Genomic DNA, 21,833 nt, shown 5'->3' with positions numbered 1-21,833 from the left:
CATGAACAACACACTCCGCGACACAAACTCCCGGATTGATCAATTCAGCGCCTCGCTCCTCTCCCGGCTGCGCCGCGACCGGTCGATCGCCCGCATGGTCCTCATCCTCCTCGTGGCCATCGGAATCTTCTCGATCCTCTCCCCGAGCGTGTTCCTCACGGGCCTCAACCTGCAGAACATGCTGCTCGCCGTCGCAGAAATCGGCATCCTCTCCATCGCCATGATGATCTCGATGGTCACCGGCGGCATCGACCTATCGCTCGTCGCCATCGCGAACCTCTGCGCGATCACCGTGTCGACCCTGTGCACCTCGAGCGCGCTGGGTGGATCCGAACAATGGGGCCCCGTCATCATCCTCATCGGGCTGGGCGTCGGACTCCTGTGCGGCCTCGTCAACGGCGTCCTCATCGCCTACGTCGGCGTCACCCCGATCCTCGCCACCCTCGGCACCATGCAGATCTTCAACGGCCTAGCCGTCGTGTGGACGGGCGGCAAAACCCTCTACGGATCCCCCGAAGCGCTGACGGCGTTCGGCAAGACCGCAGTCGCAGGAGTTCCCCTCCTCTTCATCGTCTTCGGACTCGTCGCCCTCCTCGTCGGATTCATCCTCAACCGCTCCCCGCTGGGACTGTCCCTCTCCCTCGAAGGATCCAACGGGACGGCCGCCCGATTCTCCGGAATTCGTTCCTCCCGAATCCTGCTGAGCTCCTACCTGCTCACCGGATTCCTCGGCTCCCTCACGGGCATCGTGTTCATCGCACGAAACCCCACGGCCTCGGCGGACTACGGCGCCTCCTACGTGCTGCTCGTCATCGTCATCGCCGTCCTCGGCGGGACCAACCCGAACGGCGGTTTCGCCACCGTCGGCGGCGTATTCCTCGCGGCCCTCACCCTCCAGGTCGTCCAAAGCGGCTTCACCTCCATGCGCCTGTCTGCCTTCCAGTACGCGATCGCCCAGGGCGTCATCCTCATCGGCGTCCTCGTCCTCGACTGCGTCGACTGGAAAGACGTTCGAACACGCCTGACATCGACGTTCAGGCGCCCACAACCAGCAGCCGCCCTCAATAGCGGCGCAACAGAAAGGAAATGATGATGAAGAAGATCATTAACAACCCCGACCAGTTCGTCGATGAGATGGTTGAGGGCATTCTCCTGGCGCACCCCGATCAGGTCCGCACCCCCGGAGACGACAGGCGCGTCCTTGTCCGCGCCGACAGCCCCGCACCCGGCCGGGTCGGCATCGTCACCGGCGGCGGCTCCGGTCACCTCCCCCTCTTCAAGGGCTACGTCGGCAAGGGGCTGTGCTCCGGCGTCGCCATCGGTAACGTGTTCTCCTCCCCGTCGGTCCAGCAGTGCGCCGACGCCGCCAAGGCCGTCGATGGCGGAGCGGGCGTGCTCTTCCTCTACGGCAACTACGGCGGCGACGTCTTCAACTTCGACCTGGCCGTCGACCTTCTCGAACTCGATGGCATCGAGACACGCACCGTCCTCGGCTGCGACGACGTGGCCTCCCAGCCCAAGGAACGCGCCAAGGACCGCCGCGGCGTCGCCGGAATCTTCTTCGCCTACAAGGCCGCGGGCGCTGCCGCCGAGCGCGGCGACAGCCTCGACGAGGTAGCAGCTGTCGCCCAGAAGGTCGTCGACAACACGGCCACCATGGGCGTCGGCCTGTCCCCGACGATCCTCCCGACCACGGGCGCCGCATCCTTCGACCTGCCCGAAGGCGAAATGGAAATCGGCATCGGCATCCACGGCGAACCCGGCATCCACCGCGGCCCCCTCGGAACCGCCGACGAGATCGCGGACCAGATCCTCGACTCCGTCATCCCCGACCTCGGCCTGGGCGAAGGCGACCGTGTGGCCGTCCTCGTGAACGGCCTCGGCGCTACGCCCCTCGAAGAGCTCTACCTGCTCTACCGTCGCACCCACCAGAGGCTCGAGGAACTTGGCGTCGTCATCGAACGCCGCTACATCGGCGAATACGCGACGTCCCTTGAAATGGCAGGCGGCTCGATCTCGCTGCTCAAGGTCGACGACGAGCTCCTCGAACTCCTCGACGCCCCCGCCCAGTCCCCGTTCTTCAGGGAGGCATGACAATGCGTTCACCCGAACTCATACGCCAGATCCAGGACTCGATGACACTCCTCATCGAATCCTCGGATGAACTGCGCGATCTCGACCAGGTCCTCGGAGACGGAGACCTCGGGATCACGATCTCCGCGGGCGCGCGTGCGGTCATCGACGCCCTCACGGACCTGCCGACAGACCCTGAACCCGCTCCCTCCGATGTCGCCCGCGCATGTGCGAAGGCGTTCGCCAACGCCAACCCGTCAACGATGGCGGCGCTGGTCGCCGGAGGTCTCCTCGCCGGCTCGAAGGTCTGGGTCGGATGCGAGGACGTCACCACCGTCGAAGCCGAGGCGTTCATCCGTGCGGCCGCAAGCTCGATTTCGCACCGTGGAAAGAGTCAGGTGGGGGATAAGACCATCCTCGACGCGATGGTCCCCGCCGTCGATTCCCTGGCTGACAGCCTTGCGGCCAACCCCCAGGTGGCCACAGACAGCGATCTCGCCCTGGGTGCCCTCGGCAGCGCGATCTCATCCTCGGCCGCAGCCGTTGTGGCTACCCGAGACCTGCAGTCCCAACGCGGACGAGCCTCGTGGCTGCAGGACAGGTCGATCGGCCTGCAAGATCCTGGCGCAACAGCCTTCCTGCGTGCCCTTGAGGCCTGGCGCGATGCCGCCACCGGAGAGAGGGGGCCTCGCGCGGCCATCGTGGAGAACCTCTGAGCACGCGCGGTCGCGGCGATACTCGAGGCTGGGGGCGAACGGAGGTTCGCCCCCAGCCGTCGTCTCTCTATGCGGCAACCCGGCGCTGAGTAGAGGGACCCTAGTTCGTCCCGAACCGTTCATGTCCGAACAAATTGGGACCACTTCGACAAACCCGCATGCTTTGTCAACAACCGCTTGATCCTGTCCCAATCTGGACCAATTTCGTCCATACGATAAGCAATGACAAACATATGGCTTAGGATGGGGGCACGCCGACGCGCCCCCAAAGACGGGAGCAGCCGGCACGCAGCAGCACCGCACACGCGGCACCGCAGGGTGGGTCCAGCAACGAAGACGGGCACGCCAGGCACCACCGCACAACCGCTCCGCCGCCGCACCACACAACCAACACCGACGTTGACCATACACGCAGGAGAGTCCCATGAAGCCCCGCCTCGCAACCACAGCCCTCGTCGCCGCCTCCGCATGCGCCCTCGCCCTCGGAGCCTGCACTCCCGGAGAAACCGCCCAATCCTCGGCCAACACCAACACGGGCAGCTCCAACGCGACCCACGACGACGGCAACTACACGATCGCCGTCGTCCCCAAGGACGCCACCAACCCCTGGTTCGTGCGCATGGAAACCGGCGTGCAAAAGTACGCGGCGGACACCGGCATGAACGTCTTCCAGAAGGGCCCGGCCGAAACCGACGCCACCTTGCAGGCCCAGGTCATCCAGGACCTGATCGCCCAGGGTGTCGACGCGATCTGCGTGGTCCCCGTCGACCCGGGTGCAATCGAACCCGTCCTCAAGCAGGCCATGGATGCCGGCATCGTCGTCGTCACCCACGAGGCCTCCTCCCAGGGAAACACGATGTACGACATCGAGGCCTTCAACAACAGCGAATACGGCGCGTTCATCATGGACAACCTCGCCGAGGCAATGGGTGAGGAAGGCGTCTACACGACCATGGTCGGCCACGTCACCAACGCCTCCCACAACGAGTGGGCAGACGGCGCAGTGGCCCACCAGAAAGAGAAGTACCCGAACATGACGCTGCTCGAGGCCGAGCCGCGCGTCGAAAGCCAAGACAACGGGGAAACCGCCTACCAGACCGCCAAGGAGGTCCTCAAGAAGTACCCCGAAGTCACGGGCATCCTCGGCACCTCCTCCTTCGATGCCCCCGGCACCGCCCGAGCCATCGATGAACTCGGCCTGAAGGGATCCGTCTTCACGGCCGGCACCGGCATGCCCGCCGCCAACGCCCAGATCCTCAAGGACGGATCCGTCTCCGCCCTGACCCTGTGGGACCCTGCGGGCGCCGGCTACGCGATGGCATCCCTGGCCACCAAGATCCTCAAGGGCGAAAAGATCGAAGACGGGGTCGACCTGGGCGTCGAAGGATACGAGAACATGCACTTCGCCCCCGGGTCCGACAAGGTCCTCGAAGGAAACGGCTGGCTCAAGATCACCAAGGACAACGTCGACTCCCTCGGCTTCTAACCGAAACGCCGCACGCGACCGCCCGAGCGCCACGGCCTCGTCATCATCGACGAGGCCGTGGCCGGGCCCCCGCGCCTGCCCCACCACTCGCGCACAGATAAACCTCCGCGAGCGCTTCACAGGCGCGAGGGGCCGAGGGGCGCAGATGCGGATCGGAAAGGACACCACATGGACACCCCAGTGCTGGCGGTACGACACGTCAGTAAATCCTTCGCCGGCGTGCGCGCCCTGGTCGACATCGACCTGGAGATCGCGCCCGGAGAAATCCACTGCCTGGCCGGCGAAAACGGCTCGGGCAAATCCACCCTCATCAAGGTCATCTCCGGCGTCCACACGCCGGAAGAAGGAAGCGTCGCCATCGCGGGACGCGAGTACACGCACCTGACCCCCTCCGCCGCCATCGACGCGGGCGTGCGCGTCATCTACCAGGACTTCTCCGTCTTCCCCAACCTGTCCGTCATGGAGAACATCGCGCTCGGCAGCGAGGTCGCCGCCGGTCGTCGCCTGGTCAACCGCTCGCGCATGCGCAAGGTCGCCGCCGAAGCAATCGCGAAGATCGGCTTCACCGTCGACCTCGACGAGCTCGTCGGCAACCTCTCCGTCGCAGACAAGCAGCTCGTCGCCATCAGCCGCGCCCTCATGGGTGACGCCAAGCTCATCATCATGGACGAGCCCACCACCGCCCTCACCAAGAAGGAAGTGCGCGCCCTCTTCGACATCGTCGCCGACCTGCAATCCCGCGGCATCGCGATCCTCTTCGTCTCCCACAAGCTCGAGGAAGTCTTCGAGATCGCCCAGCGCTTCACCGTCCTGAGAAGCGGACGCAAGGTCATCACCTGCCCCAAGGAGGACCTCAACCGCGCCAGCTTCGCCCGCCACATGACCGGACGCGACTTCGATGAGGCCCCCTACCGCACCGGCCTCATCGACGCCGACCCCGTCCTCGAGGTCCGCGAAGCCACAGTCGCCGGCGCCTTCGAGAACGCATCCCTGAGCGTGCGCCCCGGGGAGATCCTCGGTATCACGGGCCTGCTGGGTTCGGGGCGCACCGAGCTGGCCCTCTCGCTCTTCGGGATGCTGCCGCTCGACTCCGGGACTGTCAGCGTCGCAGGCAAGGACGTCACCTTGCGGGGCGTGCGCGACGCCATCAAGGCCGGCATCGCCTACGTTCCCGAGGACCGCCTGACCGAGGGGCTCTTCCTGTCGCGCTCCATCGGCGACAACATCACGATCGCCGAGATGGACGCCTTCACGCACTACCTCGGCTTCATCGACAAGGAAGCCATCCGCGCCGAAGAGAAACGGTGGGTCGAGCGCCTCGGCGTTCTCACCCCCGACCCCGACAACGCCGTCAACACCCTGTCCGGCGGAAACCAGCAAAAGGTCGTCCTAGCCAAGTGGCTCGCCACCAACCCCTCCGTCCTCATCCTCAACGGGCCCACCGTCGGAGTCGACATCGGAAGCAAGTTCACGATCCACTCCATCCTGCGCGAACTCGCCGCGCAGGGTATGGCCATCATCATCATCTCCGACGACATCGCCGAAGTACTCACCAACTGCTCGACGATCGCCATCATGCGCGCCGGACACCTCAGCGAGCCTATCAGCCCCGACACCCTCACCGAGGCCGAGCTGACCCGGCTCCTGTCCGAAGAAGGCGCCCCGGCCTCGTCGACCAAAGGGGGAGAGAACTAATGCCCCGACTCACCACGAAAGTCCTGCACGCCAACGAATTCTGGGTGTTCCTCGTCATCGTGGCGCTCACCCTCGTCATCCAGGTACGCTCCGGACAGTTCTACACGGCGAACAACCTCGTCGACCTGGCGGGTGCCATGGTCGTTCCCGGCCTCTTCGCCGTCGCCGCGCACCTCGTCCTCGTCTCGGGTGGCATCGACGTGTCATTCCCGGCGCTGGCCTCCCTCGCGGTCTACGTGACGACGAAGGTCCTCGTCGACAGCGGGTGGAACGGGTCCGTCATCGTGCCCTTCCTGATCGCGGCAGCCATCGGTGCGCTCCTCGGGGCCTTCAACGGCATCTTCACGTCGAGGCTGACCGTCCCCACGCTGATCATCACCCTGGGCACCGCCAACGTCTTCAACGGCGTCATGCAGGGCGCGCTCAAATCCGTGCAGATCAACATGATCCCCGAATCCATGCGCTCCTTCGGATCCGCCTCCCTGTTCGTCGCCCGCAACGAAAGCTCCGGGCTGCAATCATCCATGCCGGTGTCCTTCCTCATCCTCGTCGCCGTCGTCGCAGTCGCCTTCTTCATCACCCGCTACACGATGTTCGGACGCTCGCTCTTCGCCATTGGCGGCGACGAGAGCGCGGCCGCACGAGTTGGTTTCAAGGTACGCGCCACCAAGTTCTGGCTCTACGTCATCGTCGGCATCATCGCCGCCCTGGCCGGCATGGTGCGCACCTGCTCCATGGGACAGATGCACCCTACCAACCTGCTCGGCATGGAAATGATGGTCATCGCAGCCGTCGTCCTGGGCGGCACCGCGATCACCGGCGGCAAGGGCTCCCTCACCGGCGTCATGCTCGGCACGCTGCTCATCGTCATCGTCCAAAACTCCATGATCCTCATGGGAATCCCGACGTTCTGGCAGGGCTTCGCCCTGGGCCTGCTCATCATCGTGGGAACCGGCGTCTCCGCGCTCCAGGTCATGCGCGCCCGCCGCACCGCACACTAGGAGGACCACATGTCAACGCTTCTCGCCTCCCCGCGCCTCGCTTTCCTCAAAAAGGACAGCTACATGACGCGACTGATCATCGTCTTCCTCCTCCTGCTCATCTTCTTCGCCGCCGTGCGCCCCGGCCCCTTCTTCGCCGTGCGCACCTGGCAGTCGATGGCCGTCCAATTCCCCGAATTCGGCCTCATGAGCCTGGGCGTCATGTTCACCATGTTCACCGCTGGCATCGACCTGTCCGTCGTCGCCATCGCCAACGTCACCTCGATCTGCGCGGCCCTCACGCTGCGCTCGATGCTCAGCCCGGCCGTCACCCCCTCGTCCATGGGCCTCGCCGTCGCCATCGCCCTGGGAGTTGCCCTGGTGGTCGGCGTCACCTGCGGCCTCATCAACGGCACGCTCGTCGCCGTCCTGAAGATCCCACCCATCCTCGCCACCCTCGGCACGCTCGAACTCTTCGGCGGCGTCGCCCTCATCCTCACCCAGGGCAAGCCCGTCTCCGGGGTGCCAGCCGCCTTTGGCGCCGCGTTCACCGGGAAGGTGATCGGCCTCGTTCCCATCCCCCTCGTCGTGTTCCTCGTGTGCGCCCTCGTCGCCGGACTCATCGTCGCCTTCACGGGCTTTGGCACCACGATCCTCATGCTCGGCACCAACGACACGGCGGCGCGATTCTCCGGCCTGAAGGTCAAGAGCCTGCTGATCCGCACCTACGTGCTATCCGGCGTCATGGCCGCCATGGCCGGCATCGTCATGCTCGCGAACTACAACTCCGCGAAAGCCGACTACGGCGCCTCCTACACGCTGCTCACCGTCCTCATCGTCGTCCTCGGCGGCGTCAACCCCAACGGCGGATCCGGGCGCCTGAGCGGCGTGCTCCTGTCCATCCTCATGCTCCAGGTCCTCTCCTCCGGCCTGAACATGTTCCCCAACATCTCCAACTTCTACAGGCCTCTCATCTGGGGTGGCGTGCTGCTGCTCGTCATCTGCATGAACGAGGGCCTCTTCTCCTTCTCCAAACTGCGCAGACTCAGGAAAGGACACGCGCATGCTGACAGTTAAAGACAAGCACGTCGTCGTCGGCGCCGACTTCGCCGGGCACCCCCTCAAGGAAGTCGTCAAAGCCCACCTCGAGGAGCGTGGCTGGACCGTCACCGACCTGACACCCGACGCCGACACCGCGCCCATGTACCACCGCGTCGGCTTCGCGCTCGGCGCCCAGATCGCCGAAGGCACGTTTGAGCGCGCCCTCGCGTTCTGCGGCACCGGCATGGGCATCCACATCGCCGCCTCCAAGTGCCCCCACGTACACGCCGCCGTGTGCGAGTCCGTTCCCGCCGCGCGCCGCTGCGCCTCCGCCAACAACGCGAACCTGCTCGCCATGGGCGCCTTCTACGTCGCCCCGCGCACCGCGATGGCCATGGCGGACGCGTTCCTCGAGTCGTCGCTCGGGTCCGGGTACGAGGACTGGGACGGCTTCTACGAGTACCACCGCATCGGGTACGACGAATGCGAAAACTTCGACTACGAGGCCTACAAGGCCAACGGATTCGAGGTCGTTGATCCGGGCTTTGCAGTGCTTGCGGAGCAGCCGAAGGGGTTGGCGTACTGAGGTTGTGATGCTGTAGAGAGGTGGGGGCTCCCGTTGGGGAGCCCCCACCTGTGTAGTGGATTGGTTGACTGCGAGCGCGTGTTGCTCGGTGTTGTCCCCCTACTCCCTTGGCCTTGCTGTGGATTCGCGGATGGTGAGGACGGGGCTGAAGGTCTGGTGCTGTGTGGGTGCGTCGGGGCCGGACAATAGAAGCTCGGCGGCCGCGGCGCCGAGCTCGTCCATGGGCTGGCGGATTGTCGTGAGGGGTACTGGCATCTGCGCGGCCAGGGGAATGTCGTCGAAGCCGATGACGGACACGTCGTTGGGAATCGAGATCCCCGCTCCGCGCAGTGCGGACATGACGCCCACGGCTAGTAGATCGTTCGCGCAGAAGACAGCGGTGGGGTTCGCTCCATTGGAGGCCGCCCGGGCCTCGGTGACGGCGTTTTCGGTGGCCGCATATCCGGCCTGGGCGGTGTACGCCTGCGCGTTGTACACGCTCAATTGGACGCTGTCCGACCCCGTCAAGTGCTGCCAGTGCTCGATCGCGTCCCGTACACCGGCGAGGCGCTGCACGGATTGGCGCATGTCGACGGGGCCGTTGAGGAAACAGATTCGCTCATGTCCGAGTGCCAGAAGGTGTTCGATCGCTAGTGCCGCACCCGCGCGGTCGTCGATGGAAACGGACGGCAGGCCCTCGGGTGCGTCTGCCGCGTCGAAGAGGACGACCGGCGTCCCCTCCTCCACCAAACGCGTGGCGGCCTTGTGCGTGGAGTCTGCGGGGGTGAGAAGAACCCCGCGCACCGCCTGGCGCCCCAGCGCCTCGAGCAGGTCTCGCTCCTCCTGCACGGAGGCGTGCGTGGAAGACAGCGTCATGATGTAGCCCTCGCGCGATAGCACGCGCTCCATGGCAGCAGCAGCCTCCATGAAGAACGGGTTCGTCAGGTCGAAGACCGCCACGCCCACGAGCGGAGAGGTCCCCCGTCGCAGGGCCTGCGCGGTCGGATTGGGCTTGTAGCCGAGCTGCGCGATCGCCGCCTCGACGCGCTCACGTACATCGGGGCGCACGCTGTCGCGCCGGTTAATGACGTTAGACACGGAGCCGACGCTCACGCCCGCAAGAGCGGCGACGTCTTTGACGCCGGGGGCTTTGCGGGGCACTGAGGGGGACGAGGCAGTGGTTGCGTCCTGGGGACTCGTGCCCTCTGGGGTGCGGCGGGGCGGCGTCATGGTAGCTCTTTCGGGAACTCGAGTGATGAAACGTTCATATTGTGGCACCTCTGAGTAGATTTCCGCTTCAATTTTCCTGGCAAGTTCAAGGCTTTCCTATAGAGTTGACATGCATATTGTCGTGTGGCACACTTTCTATCTATCTGAATCGTTTCATTCCTCGACGAAGAGGTGACCACATGACACGAGAAGCTGAAAGGCCAGTTGTCTCGCTCCAGCATGCCGTGAAGAAGTTCGGCTCCTTCACCGCGATGTCTGATGGGTGCATCGAGCTGTATCCGCACCGCATTCACGCCCTTGCCGGCGAAAACGGCGCGGGTAAGTCGACGCTCGTGAAGGTGCTCGCCGGCATTCACCAGCCAAACTCCGGAGAGTTTTTGGTGGATGGCCAGCCGGTGCGCTTCAAGACCCCTGCGGAATCGAAGGCCGCCGGAATCTCGGTGATCTACCAGGAGCCCACGCTGTTCCCCGACCTCACGGTCGCCGAGAACATATACGTGGGCCGACAGCCCAGGGGACGCTTCGGCCTCATTGATCACGCAGCCATGAAGCGTGACGCCCAAGAGCTCTTTGACCGCCTCGAAGTGCCGATCGACCCCTCGCAGTTGGCTGACGGACTGTCGATCGCGGACCAGCAGATCATCGAAATCGCAAAGGCGATCTCGCTGGACGCCAAGGTTCTTATCATGGATGAACCGACAGCTGCTCTGTCGGGGCACGAGGTCGAGCGCCTCTTCTCCGTGGCGCGCTCACTGCGCGACAAGGGAGCCTCCCTCATGTTCATCTCGCACAGGATGGAAGAAATCTTCGACCTGTGCGACGACGTGACGATCATGCGCGACGGCGCCTACGTGTCGACCCGTGACCTGGAGGGAACCACGAAGGCTCAGCTCGTGCGAGACATGGTCGGCCGCGACGTCGATCAGCTCTTCCCCAAGCTGGATGCGCAGATTGGCGATCCGGTCCTGAGAGTCGAAGGACTCACCCGCTACGGTGCCTTCGAAGACGTGAGCTTCGAGGTCCGCAGCGGAGAAATCCTTGGACTGGCGGGCCTCGTCGGCGCTGGCCGTTCCGAGGTCGTGCGCACGATCATGGGTATCGACAAAGCGGACGGCGGCACAGTGACCGCCTTCGGTAAGCCCCTGAAGCTTGGCGACACGGTGGGCGCGATCCGAGCCGGCCTCGCCTTCGTCCCCGAAGACAGGCGCAAGCAAGGTCTCGTCATGGACCTGTCCGTTGCCCGCAACACTGCCCTCACGCTGCGCAGCAAACTCGCTCGCTGCGGACTCATCAACTCGCGGACCGAGCGAGCGGTCGCGCAGGAATGGTCCACAAACCTCGAAGTGAAGACGGCCACCCAGGACACCCCCGTGTCCGCGCTGTCGGGTGGCAACCAGCAGAAGGTCGTCTTGGCGAAATGGCTTGCCACCGATCCCAAGATCCTCATCGTTGATGAGCCGACCCGTGGCATCGATGTGGGAACCAAGTCCGAGGTGCACCGACTGATCTCCACCCTCGCCACCAGGGGAGTCGCCGTCATCATGATCTCATCGGAACTGCCCGAGGTGCTCGGCATGGCAGACCGCGTCCTCGTCATGTGCGAAGGCCGCATCACCGGCGAATTCACCAGAGAAGAAGCCACCGCTGACGCCATTATGACGGCGGCAACCGACCACGAAAAGGCCGCATCATGACAACGACACTGAGACCTCCCTCCCGCATCCACGGCTCCGCGCCGGTGAGCCGGGAGCCAGCCAGCTCCTCGTCAGTGACCAAGGTGTACGCCGCATCGAAGCTGCGCTCTCTCCTGTCCATGCGAGAGCTCCCGGTGATCGCGGCCCTCATTGCCCTGGTCCTGTTGACGTGGGTAATGAACCCGCGCTTCCTCTCCGCCCAGGGAGTACGCGACCTCTTCCTCAATGCGACGATCGCTATGCTGATGGCCGCCGGACAGTCCCTCATCATCCAATCCGAAGGCGTCGACCTCTCGGTCGGTTCCATCCTCGGGTGCACGGCCTTCGCCACGGGCTTCCTCTTCGCGGCTAACCCCGGACTGCCCATCGTCGTCGTCTTCATCGCAGGAATCATTCTGGGGGCACTGCTCGGAGCACTCAATGGACTGCTCGTCACGCAGGCGAAAGTTCCCGCAATGGTCATTACCCTGGGCACTCTTTACGTCTTCCGAGGGGGACTGAACTGGTGGGCAGGATCCACCCAGTACTTCGCCGGTGACCGCCCCCAAGCCTTCGGTGACCTGGGTGTCGCGACGATTGGTGGCTTCCCGCTGCTCACTCTTCTGGCGGTCATCGTTATCGTGATCGTCTCGCTCTACCAGCGCTACGCCCGATCCGGACGCGACCTCTACGCGATCGGTTCCGACCGTACAGCCGCAGCCGTCTACGGTATCCCCGTCGCCAAGCGCGTTGTTATGGCCTTCGTCGTCAACGGCGCGCTCGTTGGACTCGGCGGCGTCCTCTACGCCTCCCGCTTTAACTCCGTCGGCGCCACGACGGGCGCAGGCATGGAACTCGACATCGTCGCCGCGTGCGTCGTCGGCGGCGTTGCAATGACTGGCGGCGTTGGAACCGCCTACGGAGCTGCCATCGGCGCGCTCCTCCTGACCACCATGACGTCCGCGCTTACAGCCGTCGGCGTCGATAAATTCTGGCAAAAGGCCGTCGTTGGTGCGCTCATCCTCATCGCGATCGTCGTCGACCGAGTCAGCTCAATGCGCCGCCACGAGGCGCTGCGCAAGAAGGGAGCGGATCGCTGATGAGCACCCCAACTCAGACCTCGTCACGTGACTTCATTGCCCCGATTCGACGCGTGTTCTCCTCGCGAGACTCGCACATGACCCTCATCCTCATCCTCGCCATCGCAGTCGCGACCATCCTCATCCCGAGGTTCAGCCAGCCTCGCACGCTCACGTTCCTTACCCTGGACGTGACGGCGACGCTCCTCATGGCCTTGCCCATGACCCTCGTGATGATCAATGCGGACATCGACCTGTCCGTCGCCTCGACCGCCGGCCTCGTCAGCGCATCCTTCGGAGTTCTTGTCCAGTCGGGCGTGGGATTCTGGGCGAGCATCGCGATCTGCCTCCTCGTCGGACTGGCGTGCGGCCTCGTCAATGCATTCATGACCGCCTACGTGGGACTGCCGGCGCTCGCGGTCACGATCGGTACGCTCGCGCTGTATCGAGGCCTCGCCCTCGTCGTCATCGGCGACCAGTCGATCTCCGACTTCCCACAGTGGGCAACCTCCGCCGTCACCGGATCGTTCGGGTCCACGGGCATCCCCTACATGGCGATCCCCGTCATCCTGTTCGTCATTCTCTTCTGGCTCCTGCTACACAAGACCCCGTACGGTCGAGGCCTCTTCGCGCTAGGGTACTCCAAGCAGGCCGCCGAATTCGTCGGCATTGACACGAAGCGTTCTCGGGTCATTTCCCTGACGCTGTCGGGGCTCATGGCAGCTCTGGCAGGCATCTACTGGACGCTGCGCTACTCCGCGGCGAAGGCCGACAACGTCGAGGGCCTCGAGCTAGTCGTGATCGCCGCCGTTGTCTTCGGTGGGGTCAGCGTCTTCGGCGGCCGAGGCTCGATCTGGGGCAGCGTGTGCGGTGTCCTGACGATCGGTGTTCTCAACTACGCGCTGCGCCTCAACCGAATTCCCGAAGTCATCCTGGTTCTGGTCACGGGCTTGCTCCTGATCGGTTCCGTCGTCGCGCCATCGCTGGTGGATGCCGTCCGCCAACGTCTGGCACATCGAGCTGATGCGCGTACCCCTCGCGTCAGCGTCGCACCGGGCGCGGCGAGCGCCTAACAATCCCACAACGAGGGGCACTATGCCCCCGCAACAGGGCGCGTGCGCCCGAAAGGAAAAGACAACGATGTCTCATATGAAGAAAGGTGTGGCCGCACTTGGCGCACTCTCGCTGACCTCGGCCCTCCTGATGTCCGCCTGTGGCGGTGGAACGTCGACGCAGGGCAGTGAGTCCAGTTCCGGCGGCGATGCCTCCGGTTCGTACGATGTTTCGTCCCAGTCGATTACGTTTATCCCCAAGCAGCTGAACAACCCGTTCTCCGACGTCATGCTCGGCGGCGGCAAGAACGCTGCGGGCGAGATCGGCTTCGCCGAGGTCAACGTCGTCGGTCCGCTCGAGGCGTCCTCCTCCTCGCAGGTCTCCTTCATCAACTCCGAGGTGCAGGCAGGCACGAACGTCCTCGTGATCGCCGCGAATGACCCCGATGCCGTATGCCCTGCGCTTCAGGATGCGCGCAAGGCCGGTACAAAGGTCGTCACCTTCGACTCCGACAGCGCGGCCGATTGCCGAGACCTGTTCATCAACCAGGTTGAATCCAAGCAGGTTGCAATCACCATGCTCGACATGGTCTCTGACCAGATCGGCGGTTCCGGTAAGGTAGCCATCCTCTCTGCGACGGCGAACGCCGCCAACCAGAACGCGTGGATCAAGTTCATGGAGGATGAGATCGCCTCGAACGACAAGTACAAGGGCATTGAGATCGTCGCGAAGGTCTATGGCGATGACGATGACACGAAGTCGTTCCAGGAGGCGCAGGGCCTGCTCCAGGCTCACCCCGACCTTAATGCGATCGTCTCCCCGACCACCGTCGGTATCGCCGCCACCGCTCGCTACCTGTCGACCTCTGACTACAAGGGCAAGGTCTTCCTGACCGGCCTGGGTCTGCCGAACGAAATGCGTTCCTTCGTGAAGGATGGAACCGTCAAGGAGTTTGCCCTGTGGGATCCCGCCCAGCTAGGATACGTGGCCGCATACGCGGGTGCAGCGCTCGATAGTGGTGCGATCAAGGGCGAGGTAGGGGAGAAGTTCACTGCCGGAAACCTCGGTGAACGCACGATCGGCGAGAACAAGACCGTCGTCGTCGGTGACCCCGTGCGCTTCAACGCGGACAACATCGACAAGTACGACTTCTGACGTCGTCTCTGACGGGGTTGGTGGGTGCGCTCGTCGTGCCCACCAACCCCGCCTTCATGCCGTGAATCGCCTACTGTGCGCAGCACCCCGCTTGCTAAATGAAACGATTCACGTTAACATAAACACAACCAATACCCGTTCAACGATGAAGGGATTTCCCATGAGCGATACCCCATCACTGGCCCATACGCTCGCCACGACGAGCCAGGCCAGCCCCCACCGAGCCTGCTTCCTCCTGCGCGTGCGCCCCGAGAAACTCGCCGAATACGCCGACGTGCACCAGCGTGTCTGGGACGAGATGCGCCAGGCTCTGAGTGACGCCGGGTGGCGACACTACTCGCTCTTCCTCGATCCGGACACCGGCCTCGTCGTCGGCTACTACGAGGCGCACGATGCTCGCACGGCGGCCGCAGCTATGGAAGACCGCGAGGTCAATACGCGCTGGCAAGCCGAAATGGCCCAGTACTTCCAACCGGACGGGGGAGGCACTGCCCACTTCCTTAGCCAATACTTCTACCTCGCCTAATCGCCCACTGAGGCAGAGCCCCAAAGGGACATCCCGGCCTCGTCAATCCACACCCCACACGTCGAAGGAGACGCCATGACCATCCACCTGTCCGACCTGCCCGAAAGTGCTCGCAGCCTCCTGCGCGACCAGACAATCGAGCTGCCGAGCTGGGCCTTCGGTAACTCCGGAACCCGCTTCAAGGTATTCCCGAGCCCCGGCACCCCGCGCAACGCCTACGAAAAGATCGATGACGCGGCACAGGTCCACCGGTTCACGGGCATCACCCCGCGGGTGTCGCTACATATCCCGTGGGATGTGGTCGATGACTTCTCCGACCTTGCGGAGCACGCGCGCTCGCAGGGCATCACGCTGGGCACCATCAACTCGAATGTCTTCCAGGACGACGACTACAAGTTCGGCTCGCTGACGAACTCCGACGAGGCAGTGCGGCGCAAGGCCATCGACGCGCACCTGCGCTGCATCGACGTCATGAACGCGACCGGTTCCGATACGCTCAAGATTTGGCTGGGCGACGGAACGAACTACCCGGGACAGGACTCGATCGCTGCGCGGCAGGAAAGGCTTGCTGACTCGCTGTCCGTTATCTATGAGAATCTGGCTCCACACCAGCGTCTGCTCCTTGAGTACAAGTTCTTTGAACCCGCCTTCTACCACACTGATGTTCCGGACTGGGGCACGGCCCTGGCGCACGTGTTGGCCCTGGGCGACCGAGCCGTCGTCTGCCTCGACACCGGCCACCACGCGCCCGGTACCAACATCGAATTCATTGTGGTTCAGCTGCTGCGCGCCGGCCGCCTCGGAGCTTTCGACTTCAACTCGCGGTTCTACGCCGACGATGACCTGATCGTGGGATCCGCAGACCCCTTCCAGCTCTTCCGCATCATGCATGAGATCGTCTCCTTCGGCGCCCTCGCGCCCACCTCCGGCGTGAACTTCATGCTCGACCAGTGCCACAACCTCGAAGAAAAGATCCCCGGAGAAATCCTGTCCGCGATGAACGTTCAGGAGGCGACCGCGAAGGCACTCCTCGTCGACCGTGCTGCGCTGGCGAAGGCGCAGGTCGAGCACGACGTGCTGACTGCGAACCAGGTGCTCATGGACGCTTTCTCCTCCGATGTGCGCCCGCTCCTGGGCGAGCTGCGCGAAGAGCAGGGCCTCGACCCCAACCCGCTCGCGGCCTACGCCGCATCCGGCTACTTCGCGCGCATCAGTGTGGATCGAGTGGGTGGCCAGCAGGCCTCCTGGGGCGCATGATGACGACCGTCGTCGCTATCGACCTGGGGGCCTCCTCGGGGCGCGTCCTGCGGGGCGTGTTCGACGGCGAACGTCTCGCCATCGAGGAGTGCTCCCGCTTCCCGAACGGGCCGGTCGCCGTTCCCGTGCCTCGTCGTTCCGACGCTTCTCAATCGGGGGGCGAGGCCCAGGTTGCCTACGAGTGGGACATCCTCGCGCTGTGGCGCGGCATCCTTGAGGGCCTGCGCGAGGCCAGCCTGCGCGGTGCTGTGGACGCTATCGGTATCGACACGTGGGCCGTGGACTACGGGCTGCTGGACGAGGATGGCCGACTAATCGGTAACCCTGCGTCCTACCGTTCCGCGCGCTGTGGTGTTGGCGCATCCGAGGTGCTCGACCGATGGGATTGCTCCTGGCTCTATGAGCACAACGGATTGCAATTCCAGCCTTTCAATACGCTGTTTCAGCGTGTAGTAGACCGGGGAGAGCGGCGCGCGGACTGTGCGCGCACGACGCTCCTGATTCCCGACCTGCTGGCGTACTGGCTCACTGGAGAAGCGCGAAGCGAGCTGACGAATGCGTCGACGACAGGCCTCGTCAATGCCACGGAGCGCGACTGGGATCCCGAGATCCTTAATAGGCTGCGCGACGAGTTCGGGATGGAGCACCTCTTCCCGCCGATCATTGAGCCGGGGGAGATTGTCGGTGAAGCGCGCGTTGAAGGTCTTGATCTGCGCACCTCAACGGGCGAGCCCACCCCTGTTGTCGCCGTCGGGTCGCACGACACCGCGTCCGCGGTTGCGGGTGTGCCCGCCCAGACCGGGTCGTTTGCGTACATCTCGAGTGGAACTTGGTCGCTCGTCGGTACCGAGCTCAGTGCCCCTGTGCTCTCCGAGGAGGCTCGGACGGCCAATTTTACGAACGAGCTGGGTGTTGATGGCACGGTCCGTTTCCTCGCCAACATCATGGGTATGTGGGTGCAGCAGGAATGCCTGCGCGAGTGGGCATCCCTTGGGGATAACGCGTCGGGCGCTGGAGGTCGGCTCGACTGGCCGCTCCTCGACGCGCAGACTGAGGCAGCCCAGCCCGTGCGCTACCTGCTCGACATGTCCTCACCCGAGCTGATGGCTCCGGGCGGCATGGTGGAACGCGTGCGTTCGCTGTGGGTTCCTGGGCCGGATTCTCCCTCCTCGGCCTCAATAGACGAGGCTGGGGTGGTGCCCGGCGAGCCGAGTGTGGGCTGCGTTGATGCTCGTGAGCGGGCAACCGTGCTGCGGGCGATCACGGACTCGTTGGCGCTGGCCTACCGCAGGGCGATACGACGGACATTTGAGCTGAGCGGTACCCGATGTGAGGCCATTCATCTCGTTGGAGGTGGTTCGAAGAATCGCTTGCTGGCACAGGAAACCGCCGATGCGACGGGGATTCCGGTCATTGCGGGCCCCGTCGAGGCGACGGCGCTCGGGAACATGCTCGTCTCCCTGCGGGCTATCGGCGTGGCCAGCGGAACGCTGATGGACCTTCGTGCCATTTCGCGCGCGTCTTCGGTGCTCGTGACCTACGAGCCGCGCGCTTCTCACGCGCGCCTCTGGGACGAGGCTGATGCCCTCCTCGCTGCCCGGTCTTAGCTGACGTGCGCCGACGTGGGCCGCGACTCGACAGGTTCGAGCCGCGGCCCACGTGCATATGGAGGCTCTCCCTTACGCACATGAAAAGTGTTTGGGGCATGTTGAATGACATGCCCCAAACACTTTGATGACGAACGGTGCGTCCGGTTTTCCTCGATGGGTCAGGAACCGTGAGATGCAGCCACCTTCTGGCGATAGGACTCAGCCTCCCAGTTCTCGATGAAGCCGCGCTCTCGATCATCCATGACGCGCACGCGACCGAGCAGGTTCGCATCCCGTGCCACGCGCAATGCATCCAGGTAGGTGTGCAACGCGTTGTCTGAGGCCTCGTTCGTGCTACCTACCGCCGCTACGGCAAGTCCGGGAATGACAGCGACGATCGGCGCGCGCCCGTGCTGGGCACGGTGCAGCGACACTTTCGCGGCCACGATGTCCTCCGTGTCTGTCGCCTCCAGAACAACGGGGAATGAACCCGCGTACACGATCTGATCAGGAATCAATGGACCGCCAGGAGCTGAAGCAGACGCTGATAGTCCCTCCGTCGACAGTGCGACGCTCGGCGCTGCCGCCGCGCGACGGAACGCTTCCGCCACCCGGGACGGCGAACCGGAGAAGGCGGTCCCGGCCTCGTCGATTGCCGTACGGATCGAGGACGTCAGGAAGTCGATCCGCTCGAGAATCGCGTCCTTTGTCGGGCCTGACACGATGATGCCGTGATTGCCGAGGAGTGTGATCGCCGGTGGGGGAGTGTTATGCGTGGCAGTAAACGCATGGCGACGCTCGTCAATAAGGCGGGCCAGAGGAATACCCGGGTCCGTGTAGTCGACCCACAGTGCATGCTCACCGAGGATCTGCTCGCAGAGCTCCTCGCCGCGCGTGTTGCATGTGATTGCGTTGGCTGTCAGCGGGTGCAGGTGAATGACGAGTGTGTCGGGAATGAGGGCGTGGAAGAGGATTTCGACGCTGGGACGGCGCTCGAACGCGCCGCGCTGCGCGAGCTGGGCGGCCGCGCGAACCGGGTCTTCGTTGCTGGGAAGCTCTTCAGGATGTTCGAAGGCGTGCAGAAGGGTGGGAATGTCGAGGGGGACCAAGTCTTCCTCGCGCAGGGTCGCGAGTGGAACGCCGCTGGGCTTAATGAGGAGCGTGTCGCCTGTTTTCGCGGATGAGTTGCCGCCCCCCGAGCGTGTGTATTCAGTGTCCGAACCGATCTGGTTGGACAGTTCGATGAGTTGGGCGACGAGGTCTTCAGATGACGTGGTCATTGGTCCTCCACAATGAGGATGAAACGTTTCATCTAAGGATATTGAGAGGAGGGCGGAATGTCAAGACCGATAGGTTGCATGAGGAGGGCAGACCGATTGCTGAGTGTGTCTTCGATTTGCTTCCATGTTTTGCCGTGGGGGTCGTCATTTCAGGGCTAGAGTGGCGACATGGCATCACGACACTGCTGGAAATGTCGCAAGGAAGCGCGGCAGACACCTTTTGGCGATGTAATCCGTTCCTTCGATGAACAGATCTACATGCACGCGTACACTTGCGATGGGTGCGGTGTCATATCGGTTGGCGTGGCGTCACGGGATTACGTGCTCCACCAGGATTGCTACCCGGAGGAGTTCTTTTCTCGAGATTGGCCTCGGGTTGAATGGCTCCCACAAGTACCACTGGGGCGGAACTTTGAAGATGTGCCGCCATTCATTGCGGATGCAGCTTCCGAGGCGTACAAGTGTCAGTCCGTCGGCGCGTTTCGTGCGGCAGTCTTACTAGCTCGAACCGTCATCGAGGCGACCTGCAAGGACAAGGACATCACGCAGGGGACGCTGAAGCAGAAGATCGACAGCCTTGAAGAGTCTCGCTTGATTAATCCGACGCTGGCAGGCCTGTCACATCAGGTTCGATTGATGGGTAATGAGATGGCTCATGGTGATCTCGATGCCGCGATTGATGCGGAGGATTGCGATGACCTTCTCGAGTTTATGAGTGCACTTCTTGAGGAGATCTATCAGCGCCCCATCTCCTTGGCTCGGCGCCAAGAGCTGAATAGACAGCGAAAAGCTGAGCGCACCACGCAGATGTAGAGGTGGGGGACCCCCACCCGGGGGTCCCCCACCGCACAAGCAAACGCTCAGCCCTCTGCCTCGAGGGCTTTCTGCTCCTCGGGCGTGAGCTTGGCGATGCCGATGCCCGTGGCCGCCCACACGAGGGCGAAGAAGATGGCGATCCAGTTGGAGATCGCCCAGGGCATGTAGGCCAGGGTGGCGACGCCCAGGGTGCCGGCCAGCAAGTCCCACTTCGCGCTGTGCGTCCCCCAGCGGGTGATCGTCTCGTCAAACATCGGAGCCACCCGCCCCCAGGTCCGCCACGTTCAGGGCAGCCGCCTGCTTCGCCGCCCCCAGGGCGACATACTCGGCGGCGGAGGGGACCTCCACCTCGGCCCCCAGGATGCCCGAGGCCAGGGCCCGAACTGCTCTCGACCGCGCTCCGCCGCCGACCATGACCACCCGCTCGATGGGCACACCCTGCGCGCGCACCGCGTCCAGAGCCCCGCGCATGAGGGTGAGCAGCCCCTCGACCGCCGCGCGAGCCACGTGTGCGGGGTCGCAATTCGCCAGCGTCATGCCCTCCAATGTCGCCGTCGCGTCCGGCAGATTCGGGGTGCGTTCGCCTTCGAAGTACGGGGTCAGGCGCAGACCTCCCGCGTCCGGAACCGACAGGGCGGCCTCGTCGAATTCCTCGTACCCCAGGCCCGTCACCCGCCTCATCGCGTCGATAATCCGCGACGCGTTCAGCGTGCACGCCAGCGGCAGCCACCGGCCCGATGCGTCCGAAAAGCCCGTGACCAGGCCAGACGGATCCGACACGGCAGACTCCGACACCGCCGCGACCACGCCCGACGTCCCCAGGCTCAGCATTGCCGCGCCCGGACCCAAGTCCACGCCGAGGGCCGCCGCCGCGTTATCACCCGCGCCCGGACCCAGGGCAATCTCGCCCCAGCCGCGCGCCTCGTCCCCGTGAGCCACGACCTCGTACGGTTCCGCGATCCGCGGCAGCACGATGTGCTCGGCCCGCTCCTCGTCACAGCGCAGCGCCTGGGCGAGAATGTCACGCCGATACGCCGACCCCGACCGATCCACGTACCCCGTCCCCGAGGCATCCGACCGATCCGTCGCCAACCCCTCCAACCCCAGGCGCTCAAAACCGCCCGCGATCCGCCACGTCAAATAGTCGTGCGGCAAGCACACCGCGGCCACGCGCTGGGCCGCATCCGTCTCGTGATCCGCCAACCACCGCAGCTTCGTGACCGTTAACGACGCGACCGGAACCGAGCCCGCGGCATCGGCCCACCAGGCCTCGCCCGACGACTCGCCCGCGCGCTCCGCGATCAAATCCCGAGCCGCGCCCGCGCTCCTCGTGTCATTCCACAGCAGCGCCGGACGAATCACCTCGCCCCGCTCATCCAGCACGACCATTCCGTGCTGCTGGCCGCCCACGCTGAGCGCCCGCACGTCATCCAGCCCGCCGGCCGCAGCCACGGCCTCGTTCAACGCGTCCCACCAGGCGCGTGGATCAACCTCGGTGCCCTCCGGATGCGGCGCTCGGCCCTCGCGCACCACCTCGCCCGACACCGGATCCCACACGACCACTTTGCACGACTGCGTCGACGAATCGACACCCGCAACGAAAGGCCTCTCGCCCATCA

At 64.4% G+C, this 21,833-nt stretch carries 20 protein-coding genes; 16 read left to right on the top strand and 4 right to left on the bottom strand.

Annotated elements, in window-relative coordinates; genetic code table 11:
* The first annotated feature begins 1 nt into the window (after window position 1).
* The 8 genes from ACTODO_RS03150 to ACTODO_RS03115 all read left to right on the top strand — a co-directional run bounded on the left by ACTODO_RS03150 (window position 2) and on the right by ACTODO_RS03115 (window position 8,577).
* Window positions 2–1,090 (top strand): ABC transporter permease, encoded by a 1,089-nt coding sequence (locus tag ACTODO_RS03150; RefSeq protein ID WP_244262504.1) that lies wholly within the window; start codon window positions 2–4, stop codon window positions 1,088–1,090.
* Between the two features lie 2 nt (window positions 1,091–1,092).
* Window positions 1,093–2,094, top strand: coding sequence for a dihydroxyacetone kinase subunit DhaK (locus ACTODO_RS03145; protein WP_244262503.1), 1,002 nt, complete (start codon window positions 1,093–1,095; stop codon window positions 2,092–2,094).
* Window positions 2,091–2,789 carry a DAK2 domain-containing protein gene (locus ACTODO_RS03140; protein ID WP_003791306.1) on the top strand — a complete coding sequence of 233 codons (699 nt, stop codon included), beginning with the start codon at window positions 2,091–2,093 and terminating at the stop codon, window positions 2,787–2,789. Before ACTODO_RS03145 ends, ACTODO_RS03140 begins: the two co-directional genes overlap by 4 nt.
* 424 nt (window positions 2,790–3,213) lie before the next feature.
* Window positions 3,214–4,275, top strand: a complete 1,062-nt coding sequence (locus ACTODO_RS03135) for an autoinducer 2 ABC transporter substrate-binding protein (protein WP_003791303.1) — start codon at window positions 3,214–3,216, stop codon at window positions 4,273–4,275.
* Window positions 4,276–4,443: 168 nt separating this feature from the next.
* On the top strand, window positions 4,444–5,970 hold the full coding sequence (locus ACTODO_RS03130; RefSeq protein WP_003791301.1) for a sugar ABC transporter ATP-binding protein: 1,527 nt from the start codon (window positions 4,444–4,446) through the stop codon (window positions 5,968–5,970).
* The gene (locus ACTODO_RS03125) at window positions 5,970–6,971 is read left to right on the top strand and encodes an ABC transporter permease (protein ID WP_003791300.1); all 1,002 of its coding nucleotides are present in this window, start codon (window positions 5,970–5,972) and stop codon (window positions 6,969–6,971) included. The genes ACTODO_RS03130 and ACTODO_RS03125 overlap by 1 nt, the downstream gene beginning before the upstream one ends.
* Window positions 6,972–6,980: 9 nt before the next feature.
* Window positions 6,981–8,027, top strand: coding sequence for an ABC transporter permease (locus tag ACTODO_RS03120; RefSeq protein WP_003791298.1), 1,047 nt, complete (start codon window positions 6,981–6,983; stop codon window positions 8,025–8,027).
* The gene (locus ACTODO_RS03115) at window positions 8,014–8,577 is read left to right on the top strand and encodes an RpiB/LacA/LacB family sugar-phosphate isomerase (RefSeq protein WP_003791296.1); all 564 of its coding nucleotides are present in this window, start codon (window positions 8,014–8,016) and stop codon (window positions 8,575–8,577) included. The genes ACTODO_RS03120 and ACTODO_RS03115 overlap by 14 nt, the downstream gene beginning before the upstream one ends.
* Before the next feature lie 99 nt (window positions 8,578–8,676).
* On the opposite strand, the gene ACTODO_RS03110 is transcribed toward ACTODO_RS03115, so the two are convergent.
* A complete protein-coding gene (locus ACTODO_RS03110; protein ID WP_081445762.1) occupies window positions 8,677–9,786 on the bottom strand; it encodes a LacI family DNA-binding transcriptional regulator in 1,110 nt (369 codons plus the stop codon).
* 179 nt (window positions 9,787–9,965) lie between these two features.
* Between ACTODO_RS03110 and ACTODO_RS03105 the strand changes: the two genes are divergently transcribed.
* The 7 genes from ACTODO_RS03105 to ACTODO_RS03075 all read left to right on the top strand — a co-directional run bounded on the left by ACTODO_RS03105 (window position 9,966) and on the right by ACTODO_RS03075 (window position 18,136).
* Window positions 9,966–11,480 (top strand): sugar ABC transporter ATP-binding protein, encoded by a 1,515-nt coding sequence (locus ACTODO_RS03105; RefSeq protein WP_003791291.1) that lies wholly within the window; start codon window positions 9,966–9,968, stop codon window positions 11,478–11,480.
* Window positions 11,477–12,559 carry an ABC transporter permease gene (locus ACTODO_RS03100; protein WP_081445761.1) on the top strand — a complete coding sequence of 361 codons (1,083 nt, stop codon included), beginning with the start codon at window positions 11,477–11,479 and terminating at the stop codon, window positions 12,557–12,559. Before ACTODO_RS03105 ends, ACTODO_RS03100 begins: the two co-directional genes overlap by 4 nt.
* Entirely contained in the window at window positions 12,559–13,611 is a 1,053-nt protein-coding gene (locus ACTODO_RS03095; RefSeq protein WP_003791287.1) for an ABC transporter permease, read from the top strand. Before ACTODO_RS03100 ends, ACTODO_RS03095 begins: the two co-directional genes overlap by 1 nt.
* Before the next feature lie 76 nt (window positions 13,612–13,687).
* A complete protein-coding gene (gene rhaS / locus ACTODO_RS03090; protein WP_003791285.1) occupies window positions 13,688–14,746 on the top strand; it encodes a rhamnose ABC transporter substrate-binding protein in 1,059 nt (352 codons plus the stop codon).
* A 160-nt stretch (window positions 14,747–14,906) separates the two neighbouring features.
* Complete coding sequence (locus ACTODO_RS03085) at window positions 14,907–15,272, top strand: L-rhamnose mutarotase (RefSeq protein ID WP_034511929.1); 366 nt, start codon at window positions 14,907–14,909, stop codon at window positions 15,270–15,272.
* Between the two features lie 75 nt (window positions 15,273–15,347).
* Window positions 15,348–16,529: an L-rhamnose isomerase gene (gene rhaI, locus ACTODO_RS03080; protein WP_003791282.1), complete on the top strand. Its 1,182-nt coding sequence runs from the start codon at window positions 15,348–15,350 to the stop codon at window positions 16,527–16,529.
* Window positions 16,526–18,136, top strand: coding sequence for a rhamnulokinase (locus ACTODO_RS03075; protein ID WP_003791279.1), 1,611 nt, complete (start codon window positions 16,526–16,528; stop codon window positions 18,134–18,136). Before rhaI ends, ACTODO_RS03075 begins: the two co-directional genes overlap by 4 nt.
* A gap of 161 nt (window positions 18,137–18,297) precedes the next feature.
* Here ACTODO_RS03075 and ACTODO_RS03070 read toward each other — a convergent pair whose 3' ends face one another.
* On the bottom strand, window positions 18,298–19,398 hold the full coding sequence (locus ACTODO_RS03070; protein ID WP_003791277.1) for a class II aldolase/adducin family protein: 1,101 nt from the start codon (window positions 19,396–19,398) through the stop codon (window positions 18,298–18,300).
* 168 nt (window positions 19,399–19,566) lie between these two features.
* Here ACTODO_RS03070 and ACTODO_RS03065 point away from each other — a divergent pair, with 168 nt between their 5' ends.
* Entirely contained in the window at window positions 19,567–20,211 is a 645-nt protein-coding gene (locus ACTODO_RS03065; protein WP_081445760.1) for a DUF4145 domain-containing protein, read from the top strand.
* 47 nt (window positions 20,212–20,258) lie between these two features.
* On the opposite strand, the gene ACTODO_RS03060 is transcribed toward ACTODO_RS03065, so the two are convergent.
* Entirely contained in the window at window positions 20,259–20,468 is a 210-nt protein-coding gene (locus tag ACTODO_RS03060; RefSeq protein WP_003791273.1) for a hypothetical protein, read from the bottom strand.
* The gene (locus tag ACTODO_RS03055) at window positions 20,461–21,831 is read right to left on the bottom strand and encodes a xylulokinase (protein ID WP_003791270.1); all 1,371 of its coding nucleotides are present in this window, start codon (window positions 21,829–21,831) and stop codon (window positions 20,461–20,463) included. The genes ACTODO_RS03060 and ACTODO_RS03055 overlap by 8 nt, the downstream gene beginning before the upstream one ends.
* Between the last annotated feature and the right edge of the window lie 2 nt (window positions 21,832–21,833).

It is taken from the genome of Schaalia dentiphila ATCC 17982 (genome assembly GCF_000154225.1).
GTDB lineage: Bacteria > Actinomycetota > Actinomycetes > Actinomycetales > Actinomycetaceae > Pauljensenia > Pauljensenia dentiphila.
This window is presented reverse-complemented; position numbering and strand designations above follow the sequence as displayed.

What these genes read in the sequence shown, in the direction of transcription:
- ACTODO_RS03150 (WP_244262504.1), top strand. Translation starts at nt 2, where the DNA reads ATGAACAACACACTCCGCGACACAAACTCCCGGATTGATCAATTCAGC.
- ACTODO_RS03145 (WP_244262503.1), top strand. Translation starts at nt 1,093, where the DNA reads ATGAAGAAGATCATTAACAACCCCGACCAGTTCGTCGATGAGATGGTT.
- ACTODO_RS03140 (WP_003791306.1), top strand. Translation starts at nt 2,091, where the DNA reads ATGACAATGCGTTCACCCGAACTCATACGCCAGATCCAGGACTCGATG.
- ACTODO_RS03135 (WP_003791303.1), top strand. Translation starts at nt 3,214, where the DNA reads ATGAAGCCCCGCCTCGCAACCACAGCCCTCGTCGCCGCCTCCGCATGC.
- ACTODO_RS03130 (WP_003791301.1), top strand. Translation starts at nt 4,444, where the DNA reads ATGGACACCCCAGTGCTGGCGGTACGACACGTCAGTAAATCCTTCGCC.
- ACTODO_RS03125 (WP_003791300.1), top strand. Translation starts at nt 5,970, where the DNA reads ATGCCCCGACTCACCACGAAAGTCCTGCACGCCAACGAATTCTGGGTG.
- ACTODO_RS03120 (WP_003791298.1), top strand. Translation starts at nt 6,981, where the DNA reads ATGTCAACGCTTCTCGCCTCCCCGCGCCTCGCTTTCCTCAAAAAGGAC.
- ACTODO_RS03115 (WP_003791296.1), top strand. Translation starts at nt 8,014, where the DNA reads ATGCTGACAGTTAAAGACAAGCACGTCGTCGTCGGCGCCGACTTCGCC.
- ACTODO_RS03110 (WP_081445762.1), bottom strand. Translation starts at nt 9,786, where the DNA reads ATGACGCCGCCCCGCCGCACCCCAGAGGGCACGAGTCCCCAGGACGCA.
- ACTODO_RS03105 (WP_003791291.1), top strand. Translation starts at nt 9,966, where the DNA reads ATGACACGAGAAGCTGAAAGGCCAGTTGTCTCGCTCCAGCATGCCGTG.
- ACTODO_RS03100 (WP_081445761.1), top strand. Translation starts at nt 11,477, where the DNA reads ATGACAACGACACTGAGACCTCCCTCCCGCATCCACGGCTCCGCGCCG.
- ACTODO_RS03095 (WP_003791287.1), top strand. Translation starts at nt 12,559, where the DNA reads ATGAGCACCCCAACTCAGACCTCGTCACGTGACTTCATTGCCCCGATT.
- rhaS (WP_003791285.1), top strand. Translation starts at nt 13,688, where the DNA reads ATGAAGAAAGGTGTGGCCGCACTTGGCGCACTCTCGCTGACCTCGGCC.
- ACTODO_RS03085 (WP_034511929.1), top strand. Translation starts at nt 14,907, where the DNA reads ATGAGCGATACCCCATCACTGGCCCATACGCTCGCCACGACGAGCCAG.
- rhaI (WP_003791282.1), top strand. Translation starts at nt 15,348, where the DNA reads ATGACCATCCACCTGTCCGACCTGCCCGAAAGTGCTCGCAGCCTCCTG.
- ACTODO_RS03075 (WP_003791279.1), top strand. Translation starts at nt 16,526, where the DNA reads ATGATGACGACCGTCGTCGCTATCGACCTGGGGGCCTCCTCGGGGCGC.
- ACTODO_RS03070 (WP_003791277.1), bottom strand. Translation starts at nt 19,398, where the DNA reads ATGACCACGTCATCTGAAGACCTCGTCGCCCAACTCATCGAACTGTCC.
- ACTODO_RS03065 (WP_081445760.1), top strand. Translation starts at nt 19,567, where the DNA reads ATGGCATCACGACACTGCTGGAAATGTCGCAAGGAAGCGCGGCAGACA.
- ACTODO_RS03060 (WP_003791273.1), bottom strand. Translation starts at nt 20,468, where the DNA reads ATGTTTGACGAGACGATCACCCGCTGGGGGACGCACAGCGCGAAGTGG.
- ACTODO_RS03055 (WP_003791270.1), bottom strand. Translation starts at nt 21,831, where the DNA reads ATGGGCGAGAGGCCTTTCGTTGCGGGTGTCGATTCGTCGACGCAGTCG.